The organism is Pseudomonas sp. B22129, assembly GCF_044218875.1.
Taxonomy (GTDB): Bacteria; Pseudomonadota; Gammaproteobacteria; order Pseudomonadales; family Pseudomonadaceae; genus Aquipseudomonas.
The window spans coordinates 6,604,682-6,625,719 of sequence record NZ_CP162592.1; the positions used below are offsets into that span (position 1 = coordinate 6,604,682).

At 61.7% G+C, this 21,038-nt stretch carries 19 protein-coding genes and 1 riboswitch; of the genes, 14 read left to right on the plus strand and 5 right to left on the minus strand.

Features of this window, described 5'->3' with window-relative positions; all coding sequences use genetic code 11:
* Window positions 1–115: 115 nt before the first annotated feature.
* On the plus strand, window positions 116–1,057 hold the full coding sequence (locus tag AB4P94_RS30150) for a YgfZ/GcvT domain-containing protein (RefSeq protein ID WP_395608701.1): 942 nt from the start codon (window positions 116–118) through the stop codon (window positions 1,055–1,057).
* Window positions 1,058–1,094: 37 nt separating this feature from the next.
* On the plus strand, window positions 1,095–1,916 hold the full coding sequence (locus tag AB4P94_RS30155; protein ID WP_395608702.1) for an HDOD domain-containing protein: 822 nt from the start codon (window positions 1,095–1,097) through the stop codon (window positions 1,914–1,916).
* On the opposite strand, the gene AB4P94_RS30160 is transcribed toward AB4P94_RS30155, so the two are convergent.
* Together AB4P94_RS30160 and AB4P94_RS30165 are read right to left on the minus strand one after the other, a co-directional pair.
* Window positions 1,917–3,302, minus strand: coding sequence for a sensor histidine kinase (locus tag AB4P94_RS30160; protein ID WP_395608703.1), 1,386 nt, complete (start codon window positions 3,300–3,302; stop codon window positions 1,917–1,919).
* Window positions 3,295–3,966, minus strand: a complete 672-nt coding sequence (locus AB4P94_RS30165; RefSeq protein WP_395608704.1) for a response regulator — start codon at window positions 3,964–3,966, stop codon at window positions 3,295–3,297. The genes AB4P94_RS30160 and AB4P94_RS30165 overlap by 8 nt, the downstream gene beginning before the upstream one ends.
* 235 nt (window positions 3,967–4,201) lie before the next feature.
* On the opposite strand from AB4P94_RS30165, the gene AB4P94_RS30170 reads away from it, so the two are divergent.
* The 5 genes from AB4P94_RS30170 to AB4P94_RS30190 are packed head-to-tail and all read left to right on the plus strand — an operon-like array spanning window position 4,202 to window position 9,591.
* A complete protein-coding gene (locus AB4P94_RS30170; RefSeq protein ID WP_395608705.1) occupies window positions 4,202–5,494 on the plus strand; it encodes an OprD family porin in 1,293 nt (430 codons plus the stop codon).
* A gap of 48 nt (window positions 5,495–5,542) precedes the next feature.
* Window positions 5,543–6,526, plus strand: coding sequence for a Bug family tripartite tricarboxylate transporter substrate binding protein (locus tag AB4P94_RS30175; RefSeq protein WP_395608706.1), 984 nt, complete (start codon window positions 5,543–5,545; stop codon window positions 6,524–6,526).
* Between the two features lie 60 nt (window positions 6,527–6,586).
* On the plus strand, window positions 6,587–7,045 hold the full coding sequence (locus AB4P94_RS30180; RefSeq protein ID WP_395608707.1) for a tripartite tricarboxylate transporter TctB family protein: 459 nt from the start codon (window positions 6,587–6,589) through the stop codon (window positions 7,043–7,045).
* Between the two features lies 1 nt (window position 7,046).
* Complete coding sequence (locus AB4P94_RS30185; RefSeq protein WP_395608708.1) at window positions 7,047–8,561, plus strand: tripartite tricarboxylate transporter permease; 1,515 nt, start codon at window positions 7,047–7,049, stop codon at window positions 8,559–8,561.
* Window positions 8,554–9,591 carry an AbrB family transcriptional regulator gene (locus AB4P94_RS30190; protein ID WP_395608709.1) on the plus strand — a complete coding sequence of 346 codons (1,038 nt, stop codon included), beginning with the start codon at window positions 8,554–8,556 and terminating at the stop codon, window positions 9,589–9,591. Before AB4P94_RS30185 ends, AB4P94_RS30190 begins: the two co-directional genes overlap by 8 nt.
* Window positions 9,592–9,717: 126 nt before the next feature.
* Here the strand turns inward: AB4P94_RS30190 and ung are convergent, their stop codons facing one another.
* Window positions 9,718–10,410, minus strand: a complete 693-nt coding sequence (ung, locus tag AB4P94_RS30195; RefSeq protein ID WP_395608710.1) for a uracil-DNA glycosylase — start codon at window positions 10,408–10,410, stop codon at window positions 9,718–9,720.
* A gap of 135 nt (window positions 10,411–10,545) precedes the next feature.
* On the opposite strand from ung, the gene AB4P94_RS30200 reads away from it, so the two are divergent.
* Window positions 10,546–11,658: an enoyl-CoA hydratase/isomerase family protein gene (locus tag AB4P94_RS30200; RefSeq protein WP_395608711.1), complete on the plus strand. Its 1,113-nt coding sequence runs from the start codon at window positions 10,546–10,548 to the stop codon at window positions 11,656–11,658.
* Between the two features lie 7 nt (window positions 11,659–11,665).
* Here AB4P94_RS30200 and AB4P94_RS30205 read toward each other — a convergent pair whose 3' ends face one another.
* On the minus strand, window positions 11,666–12,097 hold the full coding sequence (locus tag AB4P94_RS30205; RefSeq protein ID WP_395608712.1) for a DUF3757 domain-containing protein: 432 nt from the start codon (window positions 12,095–12,097) through the stop codon (window positions 11,666–11,668).
* A gap of 161 nt (window positions 12,098–12,258) precedes the next feature.
* Complete coding sequence (locus tag AB4P94_RS30210) at window positions 12,259–12,618, minus strand: hypothetical protein (protein WP_395608713.1); 360 nt, start codon at window positions 12,616–12,618, stop codon at window positions 12,259–12,261.
* 313 nt (window positions 12,619–12,931) lie between these two features.
* Window positions 12,932–13,033: riboswitch (guanidine-I (ykkC/yxkD leader) on the plus strand.
* A 61-nt stretch (window positions 13,034–13,094) separates the two neighbouring features.
* Between AB4P94_RS30210 and AB4P94_RS30215 the strand changes: the two genes are divergently transcribed.
* The 6 genes from AB4P94_RS30215 (at window position 13,095) to uca (ending at window position 21,010) form a co-directional block, all read left to right on the plus strand.
* Window positions 13,095–14,162 (plus strand): putative urea ABC transporter substrate-binding protein, encoded by a 1,068-nt coding sequence (locus tag AB4P94_RS30215; RefSeq protein ID WP_395608714.1) that lies wholly within the window; start codon window positions 13,095–13,097, stop codon window positions 14,160–14,162.
* 12 nt (window positions 14,163–14,174) lie between these two features.
* Window positions 14,175–14,990 carry an ABC transporter permease gene (locus AB4P94_RS30220; protein ID WP_395608715.1) on the plus strand — a complete coding sequence of 272 codons (816 nt, stop codon included), beginning with the start codon at window positions 14,175–14,177 and terminating at the stop codon, window positions 14,988–14,990.
* Window positions 14,987–15,751, plus strand: coding sequence for an ABC transporter ATP-binding protein (locus AB4P94_RS30225; RefSeq protein ID WP_395608716.1), 765 nt, complete (start codon window positions 14,987–14,989; stop codon window positions 15,749–15,751). The genes AB4P94_RS30220 and AB4P94_RS30225 overlap by 4 nt, the downstream gene beginning before the upstream one ends.
* Window positions 15,748–16,473, plus strand: a complete 726-nt coding sequence (locus tag AB4P94_RS30230; RefSeq protein WP_395608717.1) for an urea amidolyase associated protein UAAP1 — start codon at window positions 15,748–15,750, stop codon at window positions 16,471–16,473. Before AB4P94_RS30225 ends, AB4P94_RS30230 begins: the two co-directional genes overlap by 4 nt.
* A gap of 9 nt (window positions 16,474–16,482) precedes the next feature.
* Complete coding sequence (locus AB4P94_RS30235) at window positions 16,483–17,112, plus strand: urea amidolyase associated protein UAAP2 (RefSeq protein ID WP_395608718.1); 630 nt, start codon at window positions 16,483–16,485, stop codon at window positions 17,110–17,112.
* Between the two features lie 259 nt (window positions 17,113–17,371).
* On the plus strand, window positions 17,372–21,010 hold the full coding sequence (gene uca / locus AB4P94_RS30240) for an urea carboxylase (protein ID WP_395608719.1): 3,639 nt from the start codon (window positions 17,372–17,374) through the stop codon (window positions 21,008–21,010).
* The last annotated feature ends 28 nt before the right edge of the window (window positions 21,011–21,038 follow it).

Consider the following 21,038-nt stretch of genomic DNA (forward strand, 5'->3'; position numbering starts at 1 on the left):
GTATACAGACCCGACGGCACCGCAACACTCGGCTTTGGTCGCCCCACATGGAAACTATCCATTTACCGGGCGCCCCTCTATGATGCACCCATCACTTTTTTACCTGCGATGAACCATGGCTGACTCTGCTTTCTTCTGCCCCCTGTCACACGAAGGCGCTCTCGCCGTCCGCGGCTCCGACGCCGCCAAGTTCCTGCAAGGGCAACTGACCTGCAACCTCAATTACCTGAGCGAGACCCGGGCCAGCCTGGGTGCGCGCTGCACGCAAAAAGGGCGCATGCAGTCGAGCTTTCGCATTGTGTTGCAAGGTGATGGCGTGCTTCTGGCCATGGCCACCGAACTGCTCGAACCGCAGTTGGCGGACCTGAAGAAATATGCAGTATTTTCCAAATCCAAACTCACCGACGAAAGCGCCGGTTGGGCACGCTTCGGTCTGGCCGATGCGGATCAAGCCCTGGCCAGCCTCGGCCTTGAACTGCCGGCTGAAACCGACAGTGTCGTACGCACCGACACATTGATCGCCATTCGCGTCTCCCCCGGCCGCGCCGAACTCTGGGTGCCTGCCGATCTGGCCGAAACGACACGTAACCAACTGGCCGCGCAGTTGAAAGAAGCCGACCTGAACGCTTGGCTGCTGGGCCAGATCCGCGCCGGTATCGGCCAGGTCATGCCGCAAACCCGCGAACTGTTCATCCCGCAGATGCTCAACCTGCAAGCCATCGGTGGCGTCAGTTTCAAGAAGGGCTGCTACACCGGCCAGGAAATCGTCGCCCGCATGCAATACCTCGGCAAGCTCAAGCGTCGCCTGTATCGCCTGCGCCTCAATGCCGCTGAATTGCCCGAGCCAGGCACCCCGCTGTTCTCACCCAGCCATAACAGCTCAATCGGCGAAGTCGTGATCGCCGCAAAAGCTGACCAGTCGATTGAACTTCTGGCCGTGCTGCAAGCCGAAGCTGCCGACAGTGGCGACGTGCACTTAGGCACCCTGGAAGGCCCCGGCTTGCAACTGCTTGACCTGCCCTACCAACTGGACCGTGATCGAGAGATCCAGCGTTAATCGCCGTACCTTTTTTGCAGCACCCTAGAGAGCATGAATGAACAAGCTGGCGGAAAAAGTCCAACAGGCTTTGGTAACGGCCATCGATAACGATGACCTGGTTCTGCCGACATTACCGGAAGTGGCCCTGAACATACGTCAGGCCGCCGAAGATCCGGATATCAGCATCAGCCACTTGAGCAAAGTGATCGGTCGCGATACCGCCCTGTCGGCGCGCCTGATCAAAGTGGTCAACAGCCCTTTGTTGCGCGCCACTCAGGAAGTCACCGACCTGCACACCGCAATCACCCGCTTGGGCACCAACTACAGCAGCAACCTGGCAATCGGGCTGGTGATGGAGCAGATCTTCCACGCCCGCTCCGAAGCCGTTGAACAGAAAATGCGCGATGTATGGCGCCGCAGCCTGGAAGTGGCTGGCGTCAGCTACGCCTTGTGCCGCAGCCACAGCCAACTCAAGCCAGACCAGGCAGCGCTGGGTGGCCTCGTGCATCAGATTGGCGTTCTGCCGATCCTCACGTATGCCGAAGACCACTACGAGCTGCTGTCCGACCCGGTCAGCCTCAACCATGTGATCGACAGCATTCACCCGATACTGGGCGACAAGTTGTTGGGCGGTTGGGATTTTCCGGAAATGCTGGCGAATCTGCCGGGGCAATACCTGAACCTGGAGCGCGATTCTCCAAGCCTGGACTACATTGACCTGGTGCAAGTCGCGGTTCTGTATTGCCACCGAGGCACCAGCCACCCGCTAGCGGGCGTGGCGGTTTCCACGTTGCCCGCCATCAAAAAACTGCGTGTAGACCCTTACAGCGAAGCCCTGCGTGCCGAGCTGGATGAAGCCCGGTCGATGTTTTACTGATCAGCCGGCGATAAAACTCACACGCACCTTCAACCCCGCCAACTCACCATCGTGCAGGCTGATCTGTGCCAGATGCGCGCGGCAGATTTCGCCGACAATTGCCAGCCCGAGCCCCGACCCCACACCCTGCTGGCTGCGCCGATAGAACCGCTCAAACACCCGGTCACGCTCATCCAGGGGGATGCCCGGGCCGTCATCTTCGACTTCAAGAACAGCCGGCGCGGTGACCCGCAAGATCACATTGCCGCCGGGGGGCGTGTGGGCCAGGGCGTTATCCACCAAGTTGCTCAGCAGTTCATTCAGCAAAGTAGGCTCGCCACGCAACCACACCGGCTCATCCGCTTCCAACGCGAGGGCGACGCCACGCGCGTGGGCCAGCGGTGCCATCGCCATGCCGAGTTCGCGGGCCAGCTGGCTGAGGTCAAGTAACTGCGCGCCGCCTTCGGCAATTGCCCGGGCGCCGTTTTCAATACGCGCCAGGGACAGTAACTGATTGGCCAGATGGGTCAGGCGGTCGGTGCCCTGCGCAGCGGTTTCCAGAGTGCTGCGCCAGGTAGCCGGATCTTCGGCGCGCAAACCAAGCTCCAGGCGCGCCTTGAGCGCGGCCAACGGCGTGCGCAGCTCGTGGGAAGCGTCGGCAATAAACTGCGCCTGGCGCTCGAACTGGCCGCGCAAACGCTCGGTGAAGTGATTGAGGGAACGCACCAGCGGGCCGAATTCGTGCTGCACCTCCACCAGCGGCAAAGGCCGCAGGTCGTCAGGCTGGCGTTCTTCCACCGCCGTGCGCAGGCGCTCCAGCGGTCGCAGTGCCGCGCTCACGGCAAACCACACCAGCAACAACGCGCCGATGGCCAGCATGCCGAGGCGCAACAAAGTGTCAGCCATCAAGCTGCGCGCCATGCTTTCGCGCGCTTCGTCGGTTTCCGCCACGCGAATTTCCGCCATGCCATTCATGTTCGGCTCGGAAACCGCCTTGAGCAGGCTGACCACGCGTACTTGCTGGCCCTGATAGGTGGCGTTGTAGAACCGCGCCAATGCCGGGTAATCATCGGTGCGCGGCGTGCCGGGCGGAGGGCCGGGGAGGTTTTCGTAGCCGGAGATCAGCTTGCGGTCGATGTCATTGACTTGGTAATAAATGCGCCCGGCGCTGTCGTAGGCAAAGGTGTCGAGGGCCACATACGGCACGTTGGCGCTCAAGGTGCCATCCACCTGAGTGAGGCCAGCGGCGATGGTCCGTGCCGAGGCCAGCAATGTGCGGTCGTAGGCTGTGTCGGCGGCTTCGCGGCCGTTCCAGTAGGCGCTCATGCCGCTGGCCAGCATCAACACCACCAGCAACAGTGCCAGGTTCCACAGCAGTCGCCAGCGCAGGCTGCTGGGCTTATGCATCGCGGGCTTCCAGCAGGTAGCCCAAGCCACGGAAGGTCACGATGGCAATGGGCTGGCCATCAAGCTTCTTGCGCAAGCGGTGCACGTAGATTTCGATGGCATCGGGGCTGGCTTCTTCATCCAGCCCAAACACCTGGGAGGCTAGCTGCTCCTTGCTCATCACTCGGCCAGGACGAGCGATCAAGGCTTCCAACACCGCTTGCTCGCGGGAGGTCAGCGTCATCAGTTCACCGCCCACGGTGAAACGTCGAGTGTCGAGGTCGTACACCAGCACACCGCAGGCTTGCTGGCGCTCGCCACCCAGCACACTGCGGCGCAACAGCGCCTTGACCCGTGCTTCCAGCTCCGTCAGTTCAAAGGGCTTGGCCAAGTAGTCGTCAGCCCCCAGGTTCAGGCCGTGCACGCGGTCTTTCACATCACTGCGCGCGGTCAACATCAACACAGGCAGATTTTTCCCACGCGCCCGCAACCGCGCGAGCACCTCGAAACCATCCATGCGCGGCAGCCCCACATCGAGTACCACCGCCGCGTATTCCTCGCTGCTCAAAGCCAGGTCGGCGGCCACGCCGTCGTGCAGCACGTCGACGGTCAAACCCATGCCCTTGAGCGCCTGGGCGACACTTTCGGCAAGTTGCGGATGGTCTTCAACCAAGAGGACACGCATGGATGTTCACCTCATTCGGGCATGGTCGGCGCCACGCTTTGCCGGGCAGTTTACAGGCGCCGACTGCCCTGTGAAGCCCGAAAACATTGAAAGACAACTGAAAGGTTAGTGAAAGCTTCGCCCTTTAGCATCCAGCGACGGTGGGTAATGCCCGCCCAGCTGCCTGATCCGCAGCGCCCGAAAAACGCCTCGACGCGTTTTCGCCAAAATAAGAACAATAACGGAGTACGCAACGATGCTGTCGACCCAGCCCCAGGCCCGCCCGCCTGCTCGTTTTTCCCGTCTGTCCCAGACCGCCCTTGCCAGTGCCGCCGCCCTCGCCGGCTTTTCGCCGCTCAGCCAGGCTGCCTTTTTCGAAGACAGCAGCGGCACCCTCGAAACCCGCAACATGTACTTCAACCGCGACTTTCGCGACGGCACCAGCGCGCAACAATCCAAGCGCGATGAATGGGCCCAGGGGTTCATGCTCAACCTGCAATCGGGCTATACCGACGGCACCGTCGGCTTCGGCGTGGACGCGCTGGGCATGCTCGGCGTCAAGCTCGACTCCAGCCCCGACCGCACCGGCACCGGCCTGTTGCCGACGCACGACGATGGCCGCGCCGCCAACGAATACTCCAAGCTGGGCGTGACCGGCAAAATGAAAATCTCCGCCACCGAGTTGAAAATCGGTGCGCTGATCCCCGAACTGCCGATCCTCAAACCCAATGACGGGCGCATCCTGCCGCAGACTTTCAATGGCGGCCTGCTGACCTCCAAGGAATTCAAGAACCTGGTACTCACCGGCGGCCGTCTCGACAAGGCCAAGGACCGCGACGACACCAATTACGAAGACATCGCCCTCAATAACAAAAACGGTCGTTTCCTCAGCGGTGCCACCGGCAAGCACTTCAACTTCGGTGGCGCAGACTACAAATTCGCCGACAAGATCACCGGCAGCTACCACTTCGCCCAACTGGACGACGTGTACCGCCAGCACTTCCTCGGCCTGGTCGCCGCCCGGCCGATGGGCCCGGGCACCTTTGGTGCCGATGTACGCCTGTCCATCAGTGACGACACCGGCTCTGCCCGTGGCGGCAAGATCGACAACAAATCCTTCAGCAGCCTGTTCAGCTACGGCCTCAATGGCCATAAGCTCAGCGCCGGCTACCAGCGCATGTTCGGTGACAGCGCGTTTCCGTATGTGGATGGCAGCGACCCGTACCTCGTCAACTTCGTGCAGATCAACGATTTTGCCGGCGCCGAAGAGCGTTCCTGGCAGGCGCGTTACGACTACGACTTCGCCAAGCTGGGCATTCCCGGTTTGAGTTTCATGAGCCGTTACCTGTCGGGTGACAACATCAAGCTCAAGAACGGCGAGACCGCCAAGGAGTGGGAACGCAACAGCGAGGTCCGCTACGTGGTGCAAAGCGGCACGTTCAAGGACGTGGCCTTTCGCCTGCGCAACGCCACCTACCGCACCAACTATTCGGCGCGTGATGCAGACGAGGTTCGTGTACTCGTCAGCTATAGCGTCGCACTGTGGTAAGTGCACTCAGGCAAGCAGCAACTCATAACAACAAAGACGGAGATAACCATGACCTTTTCACTGCGTAAACTGGCCCTCGCCGCCGGCTGCATGATGTTCGCCGGCCAGTTGCTGGCCGCCGAAGAACCCAAGCGTCCCGAGTGCATCGCCCCCGCCTCCCCCGGCGGTGGTTTTGACCTGACCTGCAAACTGGCGCAAAGCGCGCTGGTCAACGAGAAGTTGCTGAGCAAGCCGATGCGCGTGACCTACATGCCTGGCGGCGTGGGTGCGGTGGCCTACAACGCGGTGGTTGCCCAGCGCCCTGCCGACGCCGGTACGTTGGTGGCCTGGTCCAGTGGCTCGCTGCTGAACCTGGCCCAGGGCAAATTCGGCCGCTTCGATGAAAGCGCGGTACGCTGGCTGGCGGCCGTCGGCACCAGCTACGGTGCCATCGCGGTGAAAAGCGATTCGCCTTACAAAACCCTCGACGATCTCGTCAAAGCCCTGAAGAAAGATCCGGGCAGCGTGGTGATCGGTTCCGGCGGCACCGTCGGCAGCCAGGACTGGATGCAAACCGCCTTGATCGCCAAGGCCGCCGGGATCAACCCGCGCGAGCTGCGTTACGTGGCCCTCGAGGGCGGCGGCGAAATCGCCACTGCCCTGCTCGGTGGTCACATCCAGGTCGGCAGTACCGACATCTCCGACTCCATGCCGCACATCCTCAGCGGTGACATGCGCCTGTTGGCCGTGTTCGCCGAAGAGCGCCTGGACGAGCCGGAAATGAAAAACATCCCGACCGCCAAGGAGCAAGGCTACGACATCGTCTGGCCAGTGGTGCGCGGCTTCTACCTCGGGCCAAAAGTCAGCGATGCCGACTACGCCTGGTGGAAAGAAGCGTTCGACAAACTGCTGGCCTCCGAAGAGTTCGCCAAGCTGCGTGACCAGCGCGAGCTGTTCCCGTTCGCCATGACCGGCCCGGAGCTGGACACCTACGTGAAAAAACAGGTGGCTGACTACAAAGTGTTGGCCAAAGAGTTCGGCCTGATCCAGTAATCGCCCCTCTTTTGCGCGGCCGCGCCCTCTTGAACAGGGGGCGCGACCCAGGAGTTCCACATGCTCTTACAACGCATTTTCGCCTCGGTGATGCTGCTGGTCTGCGCCGGTCTGGCGCTGATGGCCTGGCCGTATCAGGCGTCGTTTTCCTACGAACCCGTCGGCCCCCGCGCCTACCCGCTGCTGATGCTCGGGCTGATGAGCCTGGGCCTGATCTACATGCTGTTTCGCCCACAGCCGACCAAACACACCGAAGAAGAACCCGCGCTGGACCGCGAAACCCTGATCAAGATCGGCATTTGCGTGGCGCTGCTGATCGTGTTCGCCGGCACCTTCGAACCCCTGGGCTTCATCCTCAGCAGCATGCTGATCGGCATTCCAATGGCGCGCCTGTATGGCGGCCGCTGGTTACCGAGCGTGGTGATCGTCAGCCTGATGGCCATTGGTCTTTACCTGCTGTTCGACAAAGCCATGGATGTACCGCTGCCCCTCGGCCTGCTCGACGTTCTGGAGAACTGACATGGATACTTTCAGCTATTTGGGTCAGGGCTTCGGCGTTGCACTCTCCCCTTACAACCTGGTGACCGCCCTGTGCGGCACCCTGATCGGCACCGTGGTTGGCCTGTTGCCGGGCCTGGGCCCGATCAACGGCGTGGCACTGTTGATCCCCATCGCGTTCGCCCTGGGCCTGCCGCCGGAGTCGGCGCTGATCCTGCTGGCAGCGGTGTACCTGGGTTGCGAATACGGCGGACGTATCAGCTCGATCCTGCTCAACATTCCGGGCGAAGCGTCCACCGTGATGACCACCCTCGACGGCTACCCAATGGCCCGCAAAGGCTTGGCTGGTGTGGCCCTGTCGCTGTCGGCGTGGAGTTCGTTCATCGGCGCATTTATCGCCACCTGCGGCATGGTGCTGTTTGCACCACTGCTGGCCAAATGGGCGATTGCCTTCGGCCCGGCGGAATATTTCGTACTGATGGTGTTCGCGATTGTCTGCCTCGGCGGCATGGCGGGCGACAAACCGTTGAAAACTTTTGTTGCGGCATTGATCGGCCTGTTCCTTTCGGCTGTGGGCATCGACGCCAACAGCGGCGTCTACCGCTTCACCGGCGACAATATCCACCTCACCGACGGCATCCAGTTTGTGGTGTTGGTGCTGGGCTTGTTCTCCATCAGCGAAATCCTCTTGCTGCTGGAAAAAACCCACCGTGGTCAAGAAGCGGTAAAAGCCACCGGGCGGATGATGTTCAACCTGAAGGAAGCGTCTGCGGTCTTCGTGGTAAATATCCGTTGCGGCCTGCTTGGCTTCATCATGGGCGTGCTGCCAGGCGCCGGTGCCACACTTGCGTCGGCCGTTGCCTACATGACCGAGAAACGTCTGGCCGGTGCCAGCGGCAAGTTTGGCCAGGGCGACATGCGCGGCCTCGCCGCTCCAGAGACCGCCATCGGCGCGTCCGCCTGCGGTGCCCTCGTACCGATGCTGACCCTCGGCGTACCCGGTTCGGGCACCACAGCGGTGATGATCGGCGCCCTGTCGCTGTACAACATCACCCCTGGCCCGCTGCTGTTCCAACAGCAACCGGACATCGTCTGGGGCCTTATCGCCTCGTTGTTCATCGCCAACATCATGCTGGTGATCCTCAACATCCCGATGATCCGCATCTTCACCCGCATCCTCGCCGTGCCGAACTGGGCGCTGGTGCCGGTGATCGCCATCATCACCGCGATCGGTGTGTACGCGGTTCACGCCACCACCTTCGACCTGTTCCTGATGGTCGGTATCGGCATCTTCGGTTACATCCTGCGCAAGCTGGACTTCCCGCTGTCGCCGGTACTACTGGGCTTTATCCTTGGCGGTTTGATGGAGCAGAACCTGCGCCGCGCGCTGTCGATCTCCAACGGTGACCTGCAGATCCTCTGGTCGAGCCCGATCACCTTTGGCGTGTGGGTGCTGACCGCGCTGATGCTGGCCTTCCCGCTGGTGCGCATCTACCGCAAACGTGCCCTGCAGCGTCGTGCCGTGGCCGATGTCTGACGTCACCTTTAAACAATGGTGGGGAACACCGCTGGTCGGCTTGGCCGGCGGTTACCTGGCCAGCCTTGTCGGCTGGCCTTTGCCGTATATGGTCGGTTCGTTACTGGCGATTATCTTGGTGCGCTGCCTGACGCCGTGGCAATTGGCGGAGATTCCCGGTGGGCGCAAATGCGGCCAATGGGTGGTGGGTATCGGCATTGGCCTGCACTTCACTCCGGTGGTGATCGAGCAGGTGATGAGCCACTTCGGGCTGATTTTCTTCGGTGCGCTGATCACCAGCTTGTCGAGCATTGTGGGCGTGTGGTTGATGCGCCGCAGCGGTGAAGACCGCGCCACTGCGTTTTTCTCCAGCATGCCGGGCGGTTCCGGTGAGATGGTCAACCTCGGCGCACGCAATGGTGCGGTACTCAGCCGTGTCGCGGCCGGGCAAAGTTTGCGGGTGTTGGTGGTGGTGCTGTGTGTGCCGGCGATCTTCAAGTATTTGCTTGAAGGCGGCACACCACAGTTTCATCCGGCGCCAGTGAGCTGGGCGTGGCTGGCGCTGTTGTTTGCGCTGGGCGCGCTGGTGGCGTGGGGCTGGCAGCGCTTGCGGCAGCCGAACCCGTGGCTGTTCGGGCCGTTGTTGGTGAGCGCGACGGCGAGTGTTGTCTGGGACTTGCACATCGGCCTGCCCGATGGTGGCAGCCAGATCGGCCAATGGTTGATCGGCAGCGGCTTGGGTTGCCACTTCAATCGTCAGTTCTTTCGCCGGGCACCCGCTTTCATGGGGCGCACCTTGATCGGCACGGCCTTGACCATGGCGCTGGCGACGCTGGCGGCGGTGGGTTTGAGCGCGTTGACGCAGCTGGATTTGCGTTCACTGACGTTGGGCATGATGCCAGGCGGCATTGCCGAGATGAGCCTCACGGCGGAGACCCTGCAACTGTCGGTGCCGTTGGTGACGGCGATGCAGGTGATGCGGTTGTTGTTCGTGTTGTTTCTTGCGGAGCCGTTGTTCAGGCACTGGAATCGCCAGCCCGAAAATAATTGAAGCCTTGTCAGGATCCAAATGTGGGAGCGGGCTTGCTCGCGAAGGCGGTGTATCAGTGCCAGATTTGCTGTCTGACACTCCGTCTTCGCGAGCAAGCCCGCTCCCACATAGGATTGTGGTCACCCGCTAGAGCGGCGGCAACCGCCACTCAATCGGCGTCTCGCCATTCTGCTCAAGAAACTTGTTGGTGCGGCTGAAATGCCCGCAGCCCAGAAAGCCGCGATACGCCGACAACGGCGAAGGATGCACCGACGTCAGCACCAGGTGCTTGGTCGCATCCACCAACTTCTGCTTGCCCTGTGCATGGGCGCCCCACAGCAAAAACACCAAGTGTGGCTGATGCTCGCTGACCACTTCGATAATCCGGTCCGTAAAGTGCTGCCAGCCTTTGCCTGCATGGGCGTTGGCATTGGCACGCTCCACGGTCATGGTGGTGTTGAGCAACAAAACGCCCTGATCGGCCCAGCTTTGCAGGCAGCCATGGCTGGGGATGTCGATATTCAGGTCGCGCTTGAGTTCTTTATAGATATTGACCAGCGACGGCGGCGTCGGCACGCCCGGCTGCACCGAGAAGCACAAGCCGTGGGCCTGGCCCGGGCCGTGGTAGGGGTCCTGGCCGAGAATCACCACTTTGACCTTATCCAGCGGCGTGGAATTAAGGGCGTTGAAAATCAGCGGGCCCGGCGGGTAGATCTCTTTGCCGGCGGCATGTTCCTGGCGCAGGAATTCGCGCAACTCAGCCATGTAGGGCTTATCGAACTCATCGCGCAGGGCGTGCTTCCAGCTGGGTTCGAGTTTGATACGGTCGCCTTCGGTCATGGTGGGGTCATCGTGTAAAAAAGAATGGGCGAACCCTAGGAAAGCCGACCCCGCTTGTCAATTGATCTGACACACAACCGCCACTTTCCTGCGAAGCGATCATACTGAACCTTCACTGTCTCGATTGAGGTCACGATGAACCTGCACTTCGAAGAGCTGACCGGCAGCGACGGTGCCCGCTTGGGCATCGCCAGCCTGGACGCTGAAAAGTCCCTCAACGCACTGTCCTTGCCCATGATTCTGGCCTTGAGCGAACGCCTGGACACGTGGGCCAAAGACCCCAACATTACGTGCGTGTTGTTGCGGGGTAACGGCCCCAAGGCGTTTTGCGCCGGTGGCGAAGTGCGCAGCCTGGCCCAGGCCTGTCGCGAACAGCCCGGCGTCGTACCGCCGCTGGCCGCGCAATTTTTTGCTGCGGAATATCGTCTCGACTATCGCCTGCACACTTACCCCAAGCCGCTGATCTGCTGGGGCCACGGTTATGTGCTGGGGGGTGGTATGGGCCTGTTGCAAAGCGCGGCAGTACGCATCGTCACGCCGAGCAGCCGCCTGGCGATGCCCGAAATCAGTATCGGCTTGTACCCGGATGTGGGCGCCAGCTGGTTTCTGTCACGCCTGCCCGGCAAGCTCGGTGTATTCCTGGGCCTCACCGGTGCTCACATCAACGGGCGTGACGCCCTGGACTTGGGCCTGGCTGACCGGTTCCTGCGTGACGACCAGCAGGACGAACTGATCGAAGGCCTGCTGCAGCTGAATTGGCAGGAACAGACCGCCATGCAACTCAACAGCCTGCTGAAGGCACTGGCGCAGGAAGCCGTCAGCCAACGGCCCGAACCGCAATGGCTACCGCGTCGCGCGCAGATCGACGAGTGGCTGGATGTGGGAGATGTGCGCTGCGCCTGGCGCGCCTTGAGCCTGTTGCGCGACCACGCCGACCCGCTGTTCAGCCGCGCTGGCAAGACCCTCAGTGAAGGCTGCCCGCTGACTGCGCACCTGGTGTGGGAACAAATCCAGCGGGCGCGGCATCTGTCATTGGCCGAAGTGTTTCAGATGGAGTACTCCTTGAGCCTCAACTGCTGTCGCCACCCGGAATTCAGTGAAGGGGTGCGCGCGCGATTGATCGACAAGGACCAGACGCCCCGCTGGCATTGGCCGGACATCAACACGGTGCCTGAAGCGGTGGTGCAGGCACATTTCAACAAGGCGTGGGAAGGCAGGAGTCCTCTGGCAGATCTTTCCGATTACTGACAGATCATCAATGCTTTCCCTCAACGGTGAATGGACAATTGATGGTCAGGTTGTCCCGGCAAATGTAAACGTTCTCTCCCAACGGGCCGATCATGGGCTCCCAGAACAGGGAGTCCTTCAGGGATATGGCGTTGACTTTCTCCGGTGCACCGTAACGCAACGACACGGTTTGCCCACTTCCCAAGAGATAAACGCACCTTTCGAGAAAACCGTTTTTGCGCTCCTTGTCCTTGCCTGGCATAAACAGAGCACCGATAAACCGATCAGCAAAATCATGAGACTCGACCTTCGGGCTTTGCCAGAGGGTCTTTCCGGCAGTGGCTTGGTAATGACCGTCTACGTAGTGGATCGCGGAGGGAAAGGGGCAGCTCTCATCTGCCTTCGCCTGCGTGAAGCTTGCTGCTACCAGGATAAATAAGCACATCAGTTTTGTGATCATAACGAGCTAGTTCCATTGACCCACTGATTCACGAAGTACACGCAACGGCTCAACTCCATTGAGGCCCGGTTGAAACACCAATGATAGCTGTCAAATATGACAGTGCCGACAAACGGTACAAAAAAAGCGGCGCTGTAAGCGCCGCTTTAATTCAACAAGTGTCAACGATGACCGCCGCCGCGCCCTCCTCCATGATCGGAGCCGCGACCTGGCCCACCATTACCCCAGTGCCCGCCCCCCCAGCCTTGGTTCGGGTACGGTCGGTAAGCGGGCCGTGGGTAGTAACGTGGCGCTGGCTGATAATAGCGCGGCGATGAGTAGTAACGCGGTGGCGGCGCATAGTAGCGAGGTGGCGCGTAGCCGCGGCCATACTGATAGTAAGTGGGGCCGCCGTAGTAATAGGCGGGCGCCGGAGCGGTGTAGACCTCGGAGCGATAGTACGTAGCACCTCCATCGTAATAGGGCACGCAAGCGCTGAGGGTCAGGCCGAGTAAAACGGTGAGTAGCAGTCGTCGATACATGGCGGCCTCCTGGACCGCGAAAGAGCACCACCAGCGACGCTGGGGAGCGGCATTCAGATTTCACCGAATGACGAAATATCTGACATCACAAACCGAATCCGGTGCGTTTTTGACACAGGTTGAAACATGTGTTTCAGACGAGCTGAACGCCTCTTTGCAGTGCACCCCCGCACCAGCGCAAAGCACACCTACCGATCGGGCCACCGTCCTCACCGCGCAAACCCGCGAGCTACGCAGCTTCGTCCCAGTTGGCACGACTCTCGCTTTGCCAACCCTGTGCAGGATTCATCACAGGTTCGCGGCACCACAATTTGCAATGGCCGACTAGGGTTCCGGCTCGCTTGACGCGAGTGGCTGGTCCGAGAGTTGGCGACCTCCAGTTGAGGTTACACGGCGGGATAAAAGCCCGGGAGACAAGCCACCGTTCACGGTGCCGCGTTGCTCCCTGCTCGCCCACGATCAACTGGAGAAGCCCCATGCCATCACCCCGTTTACCCGCCCTGCTCGCCGCCGCCTTCGCTGCCGTGTTGAGCTTCCAGACCCAAGCCGCCGCCAAAGACCACTTCAGCGTGTGCTGGACGATTTACGCCGGCTGGATGCCCTGGGAGTACGCTGGCAGCCAAGGCATCCTCGACAAGTGGGCCAAGAAATACGGCATCAAGATCGACATGGTCCAGCTCAATGACTACGTCGAATCCATCAACCAATACACCGCCGGCCAGTTCGACGGCTGCACCATGACCAACATGGACGCCCTGACCATCCCCGCAGCCGGAGGCGTGGACAGCACCGCGCTGGTGGTCAGCGACTTCTCCAACGGCAACGACGGCGTGGTCATCAAGGGCAGCGGCAAGACCGTGGCCGACCTCAAGGGCATGAACGTCAACCTGGTGGAACTATCCGTGTCCCACTACCTGCTGGCCCGCGCATTGGAGTCGGCCGACCTCACTGAAAAAGACCTGAAGGTCGTCAACACCTCCGACGCCGACATCGCCGCGGCCTTCAATACCGACCAGGTGCAGGCCGTGACCACCTGGAACCCGATGCTGTCCGAGATCAAAGCCAAGCCGGGCGTAACACAGGTGTTCGACTCCAGCAAAGTACCCGGCGAAATCATGGACATGATGGTGGTCAACACCCAAACCCTCAAAGACAACCCGGCCCTGGGCAAAGCCCTCACCGGTGCGTGGTTTGAAGTGGTCGCGCTGATGAACGCCAACAACGCTGCCAGCACCGCAGCCCTGGAACATATGGCCAAGGCGTCGGGCACCGACCTCAAGGGGTTCCAGGCGCAACTGGACACCACCAAGCTGTTTGCCACCCCCAAGGAAGCCCTGGCCTTCGCCACCAGCGCGCAATTGCCCGCCACCCTGCGCAAGGTGGCCGAGTTCTCGTTTGAACACGGCCTGCTCGGCGAGGGTGCCAAGGACAGCAGCGCCGTGGGCATGAGTTTCGCCAATGGCGTGACCAGTGGCGACACAGCCAACCTCAAGCTGCATTTCGACCCCAGCTATGTACAGATGGCCGTCGACGGCACGTTGTAAGAGGACCCGGCCATGCGCCTGATCAACCGTCGCCCGGAACGCTCCAGCCGCCTGCTGCTGGTGCTGCTGCCATTCGCCCTGCTGCTGTTCTCCTACTTCGTGGGTTCGGCCGAGCGCTTGGCGCAAAACCCCAACGACAAGCTGCTGCCCAGCGCCGTGCAAATGGGCGACGCGGTAAAACGCCTGGCGTTCAGCGCCGACGCGCGCACCGGTGAATACGTGCTGTGGCAAGACAGCGCATCGAGCCTGCGCCGCTTGGCGATCGGCCTGGGAATAAGCGCCCTCGCCGGCCTGTGCCTGGGCATCGCAGCCGGCACCTTGCCGCTGTTTGGCGCGCCGCTGTCGCCGCTGCTTACCGTGTTGTCGATGGTGCCACCGCTGGCAATCCTGCCGATTCTGTTCATCGTGTTTGGCTTGGGGGAATTGTCCAAGGTGATGCTGATCGTCATCGGCGTCACCCCGGCACTGGCGCGTGACCTGGAACAGCGGGCGCGGGAGATTCCCGTCGAGTTGCTGGTGAAAGCTCAAACCCTCGGCGCCTCCACCTGGACCTTGATGCTGCGTGTGGTGTTGCCGCAATTGTTGCCGCGCCTGCTGATCTCGCTGCGCTTGATGTTGGGCTCCGCGTGGCTGTTCCTGATCGCCGCCGAGGCCATCGCCTCCACCGACGGCTTGGGCTACCGGATCTTCCTGGTACGCCGCTACCTCGCGATGGACGTGATCCTGCCCTACGTGGTGTGGATCACCCTGCTCGCCTGGCTGATGGATTGGGGCCTCAAAACCCTGACCCGGCGCGCGTTCCCCTGGTACGAAGGAGCGCGGGCATGAGCTTTATCAGCGTCAACAATGTGTGGCAGCGCTATAGCGACCAGGTGGTGCTCGAAGGCCTCAACCTGCAGGTTGCCGAGGGTGAGTTCTGCACCCTGGTCGGCACCTCGGGCTGCGGCAAGTCCACCTTCCTGCGCCTGCTGCTGGGCCAGGAAACCGCAAGCAAAGGCCAGATCCTGCTGGGCGGCCAACCGCTGGCCGCTGAGCCGGATGCCAGCCGTGGCGTGGTGTTCCAGCGTTACTCGGTGTTCCCGCATTTGACCGTGCTGGACAACGTCGCCCTGGGCCTTGAATTGCCCCGCTCACGTTTGCTTGGGCGGTTGCTCGGCAAGGCCAAACAAGATGCCCGGGAACAGGCCGCCACACTGCTGAACAAAGTCGGCCTCGGCCACGCGCTGGGCAAATACCCGGCGCAACTTTCAGGCGGCATGCAACAACGCCTGGCCATCGCCCAGGCACTGATCATGAAACCCCGCGTGTTGCTGCTGGACGAACCTTTCGGCGCCCTCGACCCCGGCATTCGCAAAGACATGCACCACTTGCTGTTGGAGCTGTGGCGCGAAACCCGGTTGACGGTGTTCATGGTCACCCACGATCTCAGCGAAGGCTTCAGCCTCGGCACACGCCTGTTGGTCTTCGACAAGGTTCGCGTCGATCCCCACGCCCCCGGCGCCTATGGCGCCCGCATCACCTACGACATCCCTTTGAACAGCGAGCGCCGCAAAGCGCTCGCCGCCGAACTTGGAGCCACTTGCAAATGACCGATTCGACTCAACTGTTCCCGCCCTTCGCCGAGGAAATGCTACCCGGCGGCGGCCACCGTTCTTTCGTGCTCAAGCGCGGCCAACTGCTGCGGCTCACCGACATTCGCGGCGGCGCCAACGTCAGCCTGACCCTGCTGAACGCCAATGAAAAAACCGAGCGCCTGAACCTGCCCGACAGCCTCAAATGCCAGCACACCGCCAAACTCACCACGGGCCATTGTTTGTATTCAGACATGGGCCGCGTGCTCGCGGCGATCACCGCCGACACCTGCGGCTGGAGTGACAGCATCGGCGGCGTGTTGTGTGCCTCTGAAGTGGCCGAGAAGTACGGCCAGGGGCGCTATCAGGAACTGCGCAACGGCTTCTTCCGCAACGGCACCGACAATTTGCTGGTGGAACTTGGCAAGTGGGGCCTGGGCCTGTCCGACCTGCTGATGACCCTCAACCTGTTCAGCCGCGTCAGCGTGGATGGCGACGGTGGCTTGCACTTCGTGCCCGGCAACTCCCGGGCCGGCGACTACATCGAACTCTACGCACCGATGGACACGCTGGTGGTGCTTACCGCCCTGCAACACCCGATGGACCCCAACCCCGACTACGCGCCGCAGCCGCTGAAACTCAGCTGGATGAACGCCGATAAAAGCGTCGCCGAACACTGCCGCACCTCGCGCCCGGAAAACGAGCGCGGCTTTATCAACACCGACCGCCTGTTCGCCTGAGGAGCTGCCATGTCTATTGCACTGAAACAACCTGACACCGCGGTGTACCGCGCAACCATTCCTGCCGGCGAGCCATGGCTGATGGAGGTCAAGGCCGGCCAGACCTTGCGCATCCTCGACCTTGAGGGCAACCAGGCTGTGGATACGCTGTTCTACAGCCTGAAAAACCCGCGCGAGCGCTATGACGTGCAACGCACCTTGCGCCGGCAAAACAGCGTTTACCTGAGCACCGGCAGCGTGCTGTATTCCAACCTCGGCCAGCCGATGCTGACCATCGTCGATGACACCTGCGGGCGCCACGACACCCTCGGCGGCGCGTGTGCCCAAGAAAGCAACACCGTGCGTTACGCCCTGGAAAAACGCTACATGCACAGCTGCCGCGACAACTACCTGCGCGCCTGTGCCCACGACGGCCGACTGGGCAAAAGCGACATCGGGCCAAACATCAATTTCTTCATGAACGTGCCGGTCACGGCAGACGGCGGGCTGACGTTTGAGGACGGCATTTCCGCCCCGGGCAAGTACGTCGACCTGCGCGCAGAGATGGACGTCATCGTGCTGATTTCCAACTGCCCGCAACTGAACAACCCGTGCAACGCCTACAACCCGACACCTGCGGAGTTACTGGTATGGAACTGAAGTTCAAGCGCCTGCGCCTTTGGTTGTTCACCTTGTGCCAATCCAGAGCCGGGCAATGCCTTAACAAACAATGAAGCTCCAAATGTGGGAGCGGGCTTGCTCGCGAATGCGGTGGTTCAGCACGTGCATCTGTCACTGACAAACTGCTTTCGCGAGCAAGCCCGCTCCCACCTTTTTGGATCTCCACTGCTTTCGGAATGTGCGCTGCGGACGACCGTAGCGTTACCCCCTTTTGCGGGACGGCCCGCAGGGTTTTGCCATGTTCGAAAAACTCTTGATCGCCAACCGGGGCGCCATCGCCTGCCGCATCCTGCGCACCTTGCGTGAGCTGCACGTCAAAGGCGTCGCCGTGTACGCCGAGGCCGATGCCGCCAGCCTGCATATCCGCCAAGCCGACGAGGCCTACAGCCTCGGTGAAGGCGCAGCGGCCAGTACCTATCTGGCAGTGGAAAAAATCCTCGCCACAGCCAAAGCCTGTGGCGCCAAAGCGATTCATCCCGGCTATGGTTTTCTATCGGAAAATGCCGCCTTTGCCGAGACCTGTGAAAACGCCGGGATTGCCTTCGTCGGGCCAACCCCGCAACAGCTTCGCGTATTCGGCCTCAAGCACACCGCGCGAGCCTTGGCCAAACAGCATCGGATACCGCTGCTGGAAGGCACCGAGCTGCTCGACAGCCTTGATGCGGCGTTGTCGGCTGCCGACCACGTGGGCTATCCGGTCATGCTGAAAAGCACAGCCGGCGGCGGCGGTATCGGCATGCGTGTGTGCCGCAGTGCCGTGGAGTTGAGTGACGCCTTTGAGGCCGTCAAACGCTTGGGTCAGAACAACTTCAGTGACGCCGGCGTGTTTATCGAGAAATACATCCAGCACGCTCGGCACCTTGAAGTGCAGGTATTTGGCGACGGCGCCGGTGAAGTCATCGCCCTGGGCGTGCGCGACTGTTCCGTGCAGCGGCGCAACCAGAAAGTCCTCGAAGAAACCCCGGCACCGAACTTGCCCGACGGCATGGCAGAGGCGTTGTGCTCGGCGGCGATCACGCTGGCCAAAGCCGTGAATTATCGCAGCGCCGGCACCGTTGAATTTATCTACGACAGTGCCGATGGGCGCTTCTACTTCCTGGAAGTGAACACCCGTTTGCAGGTGGAGCACGGCGTCACCGAGCAAGTGTGGGGCGTGGACCTGGTGCGCTGGATGGTGCAACTGGCCGCGGGTGAATTGCCGCCGTTGAGCAGGCTGGCGTTGCAACCCCAGGGGCATGCGATTCAGGCACGGCTGTACGCGGAAGACCCGGGCAAGGATTTTCAGCCAAGCCCCGGCCTGCTGACCCGCGTGGACTTCCCGGTTGCTCAAGGCCTGCGAATCGACACCTGGGTCGAAGCCGGCTGCGAAATCCCGCCCTACTTCGACCCGATGATCGCCAAGCTCATCACCTGGGCACCCACCCGCGAGCAGGCGCGCCTGGGCTTGCACCAGGCCCTGAGCGACAGCCACCTCTACGGCGTGGAGACCAACCGCGATTACCTGCGCCAGATCCTGCTCGCAGCACCGTTCGCCAGTGGCCGACCCTGGACACGCTGCCTGGAAGATCTGGCCTACACCGCCAACACCTTCGAGGTGCTCAGCGCGGGCACGCAAACCAGTGTGCAGGATTACCCTGGCCGCCTCGGTTATTGGGCCGTCGGCGTGCCGCCCTCGGGCCCGATGGACAGCCGCGCGCTGCGCCTGGGCAATCGCCTGCTGGGCAACAGCGAAGGCGCGGCCGCACTGGAAATCACCATGACCGGGCCATTGTTGCGCTTCAATTGCGCAGCGGTGGTGGCGGTGACCGGGGCCGACATTGCGCTGCAGCTCAATGACGAACCCGTACCGATGAATACCGCGCTGCTGATCAAGCCGGGCTCGACCTTGAGCGTTGGCGCTGTCGTCGCAGCCGGCACGCGCAGCTATCTGTGTGTACGCGGTGGGCTGCAAGTGCCGGACTACCTGGGCAGTAAAAGCACCTTCACCCTCGGCCAGTTCGGCGGGCATGGCGGGCGGGCCCTGCGCGCCGGGGATGTGTTGCATCTGTTGCCATTGGTGGACGCCAACGCCGGTCAGCAATTGACCCCGGAACCGCTGGCACAGGTGCGCACGTTACGCGTGATCTATGGCCCGCACGGCGCACCGGAGTACTTCAAGCCCGAGTACATCGACACTTTCTTTGCCACGCACTGGGAGGTGCATTTCAACTCCAGCCGCACCGGCGTTCGATTGATCGGGCCCAAGCCTGCGTGGGCGCGAACTGACGGCGGTGAAGCGGGCCTGCATCCATCGAACATCCATGACAACCCCTACGCCATCGGCGCCGTGGATTTCACCGGGGACATGCCGGTGATCCTTGGGCCAGACGGGCCGAGTCTGGGTGGGTTTGTATGCCCGGTGACGGTGATCGAGGCAGACCTTTGGCAGCTCGGGCAACTCAAAGCGGGCGACAAAATCCGTTTTGAACCTGTTGACCTCACCACCGCCCGATCCCTTGCCCTGAAATGGGACCAGTGTGGGAGCTGGCTTGCCTGCGATACGGGCAACTCGGTCCTTCAGACAGACCACAGTGATGCCATCGCGGGCAAGCCCGGCTCCCATATTGATCTCCATTCACTTCAGATCGAGTCGCCAGTGGTATTGGATGTAGGTCAAAACGACACTCGCCTGGTAGCCCGCCTTGCAGGCGACACCCACCTATTGCTGGAAATCGGCGCCGCCGAACTCGACCTGGTCTTGCGCTTTCGCGGCCATGCCCTGATGCAAGCGCTCGAGGCCCGCGCCTTGCACGGCGTGATCGACCTGACCCCTGGCATCCGCTCGTTGCAAATCCACTATCAGCCCGAAGCACTGCCGCTGGCTGATCTGTTGCCGCTGATCACCCGTGAATGGTCCGCCGTGTGCGCCACGCAAAACCTGCAAGTGCCCTCGCGCATCGTGCACCTGCCGCTGTCCTGGGACGACCCGGCCTGCCAGCTCGCCATCGAGAAATACATGACCACCGTGCGCAAGGACGCGCCCTGGTGCCCGAGCAATCTTGAGTTCATCCGCCGCATCAATGATCTGGCAAACCTCGACGAAGTGCGCCACACGGTGTTCGACGCCAGCTACCTGGTGATGGGCCTGGGCGACGTTTACCTGGGCGCACCGGTGGCCACGCCGCTGGACCCACGCCACCGTTTGGTCACCACCAAATACAACCCGGCGCGCACCTGGACCGCCGAAAACTCGGTGGGCATCGGCGGCGCCTATTTGTGTGTGTATGGCATGGAAGGCCCCGGCGGCTACCAGTTTGTAGGGCGCACCTTGCAGATGTGGAACCGCTATCGGGAAGTCGCGGCGTTTGATGGCAAGCCGTGGTTGCTGCGGTTTTTCGACCAGATCCGGTTCTATCCGGTGAGCGCCGATGAGTTGGTCAAGATACGGCGAGATTTCCCGCTCGGGCGCTTTGAATTGAGCATCGAACACGGCCAGCTGAACCTGGCGGACTATCAGGATTTTCTGGCGCGGGAAGCATCAAGCATCGGTGCGTTTCGTGAGCATCAGCAGCACGCTTTCAATGCCGAGCGCGAACGCTGGATTGCCAGCGGCCAAGCGCATTTTGACAGCGAGGAACAAGCGCCTCCCTTGAGTGATGACACGCCATTGCGTGCCCATGAATGCAGCATCGACAGCCCGATCGCCGGCAACCTTTGGCAGGTGCAGATTGCGCTGGGCGAGCAGGTCAAACCCGGTGATGTGCTGGTGGTCCTGGAGTCAATGAAGATGGAGATTCCCGTGCTCGCGCCCTTCGCCGGCACCGTGAGCGAGATCCCCGTGCAACCCGGCAGCAGCATTGGCGCCGGGCAACGCGTCGTGGTGCTGGAACGTGACTGACTTTTCTTTTTCGACAGGCGGACAAGCC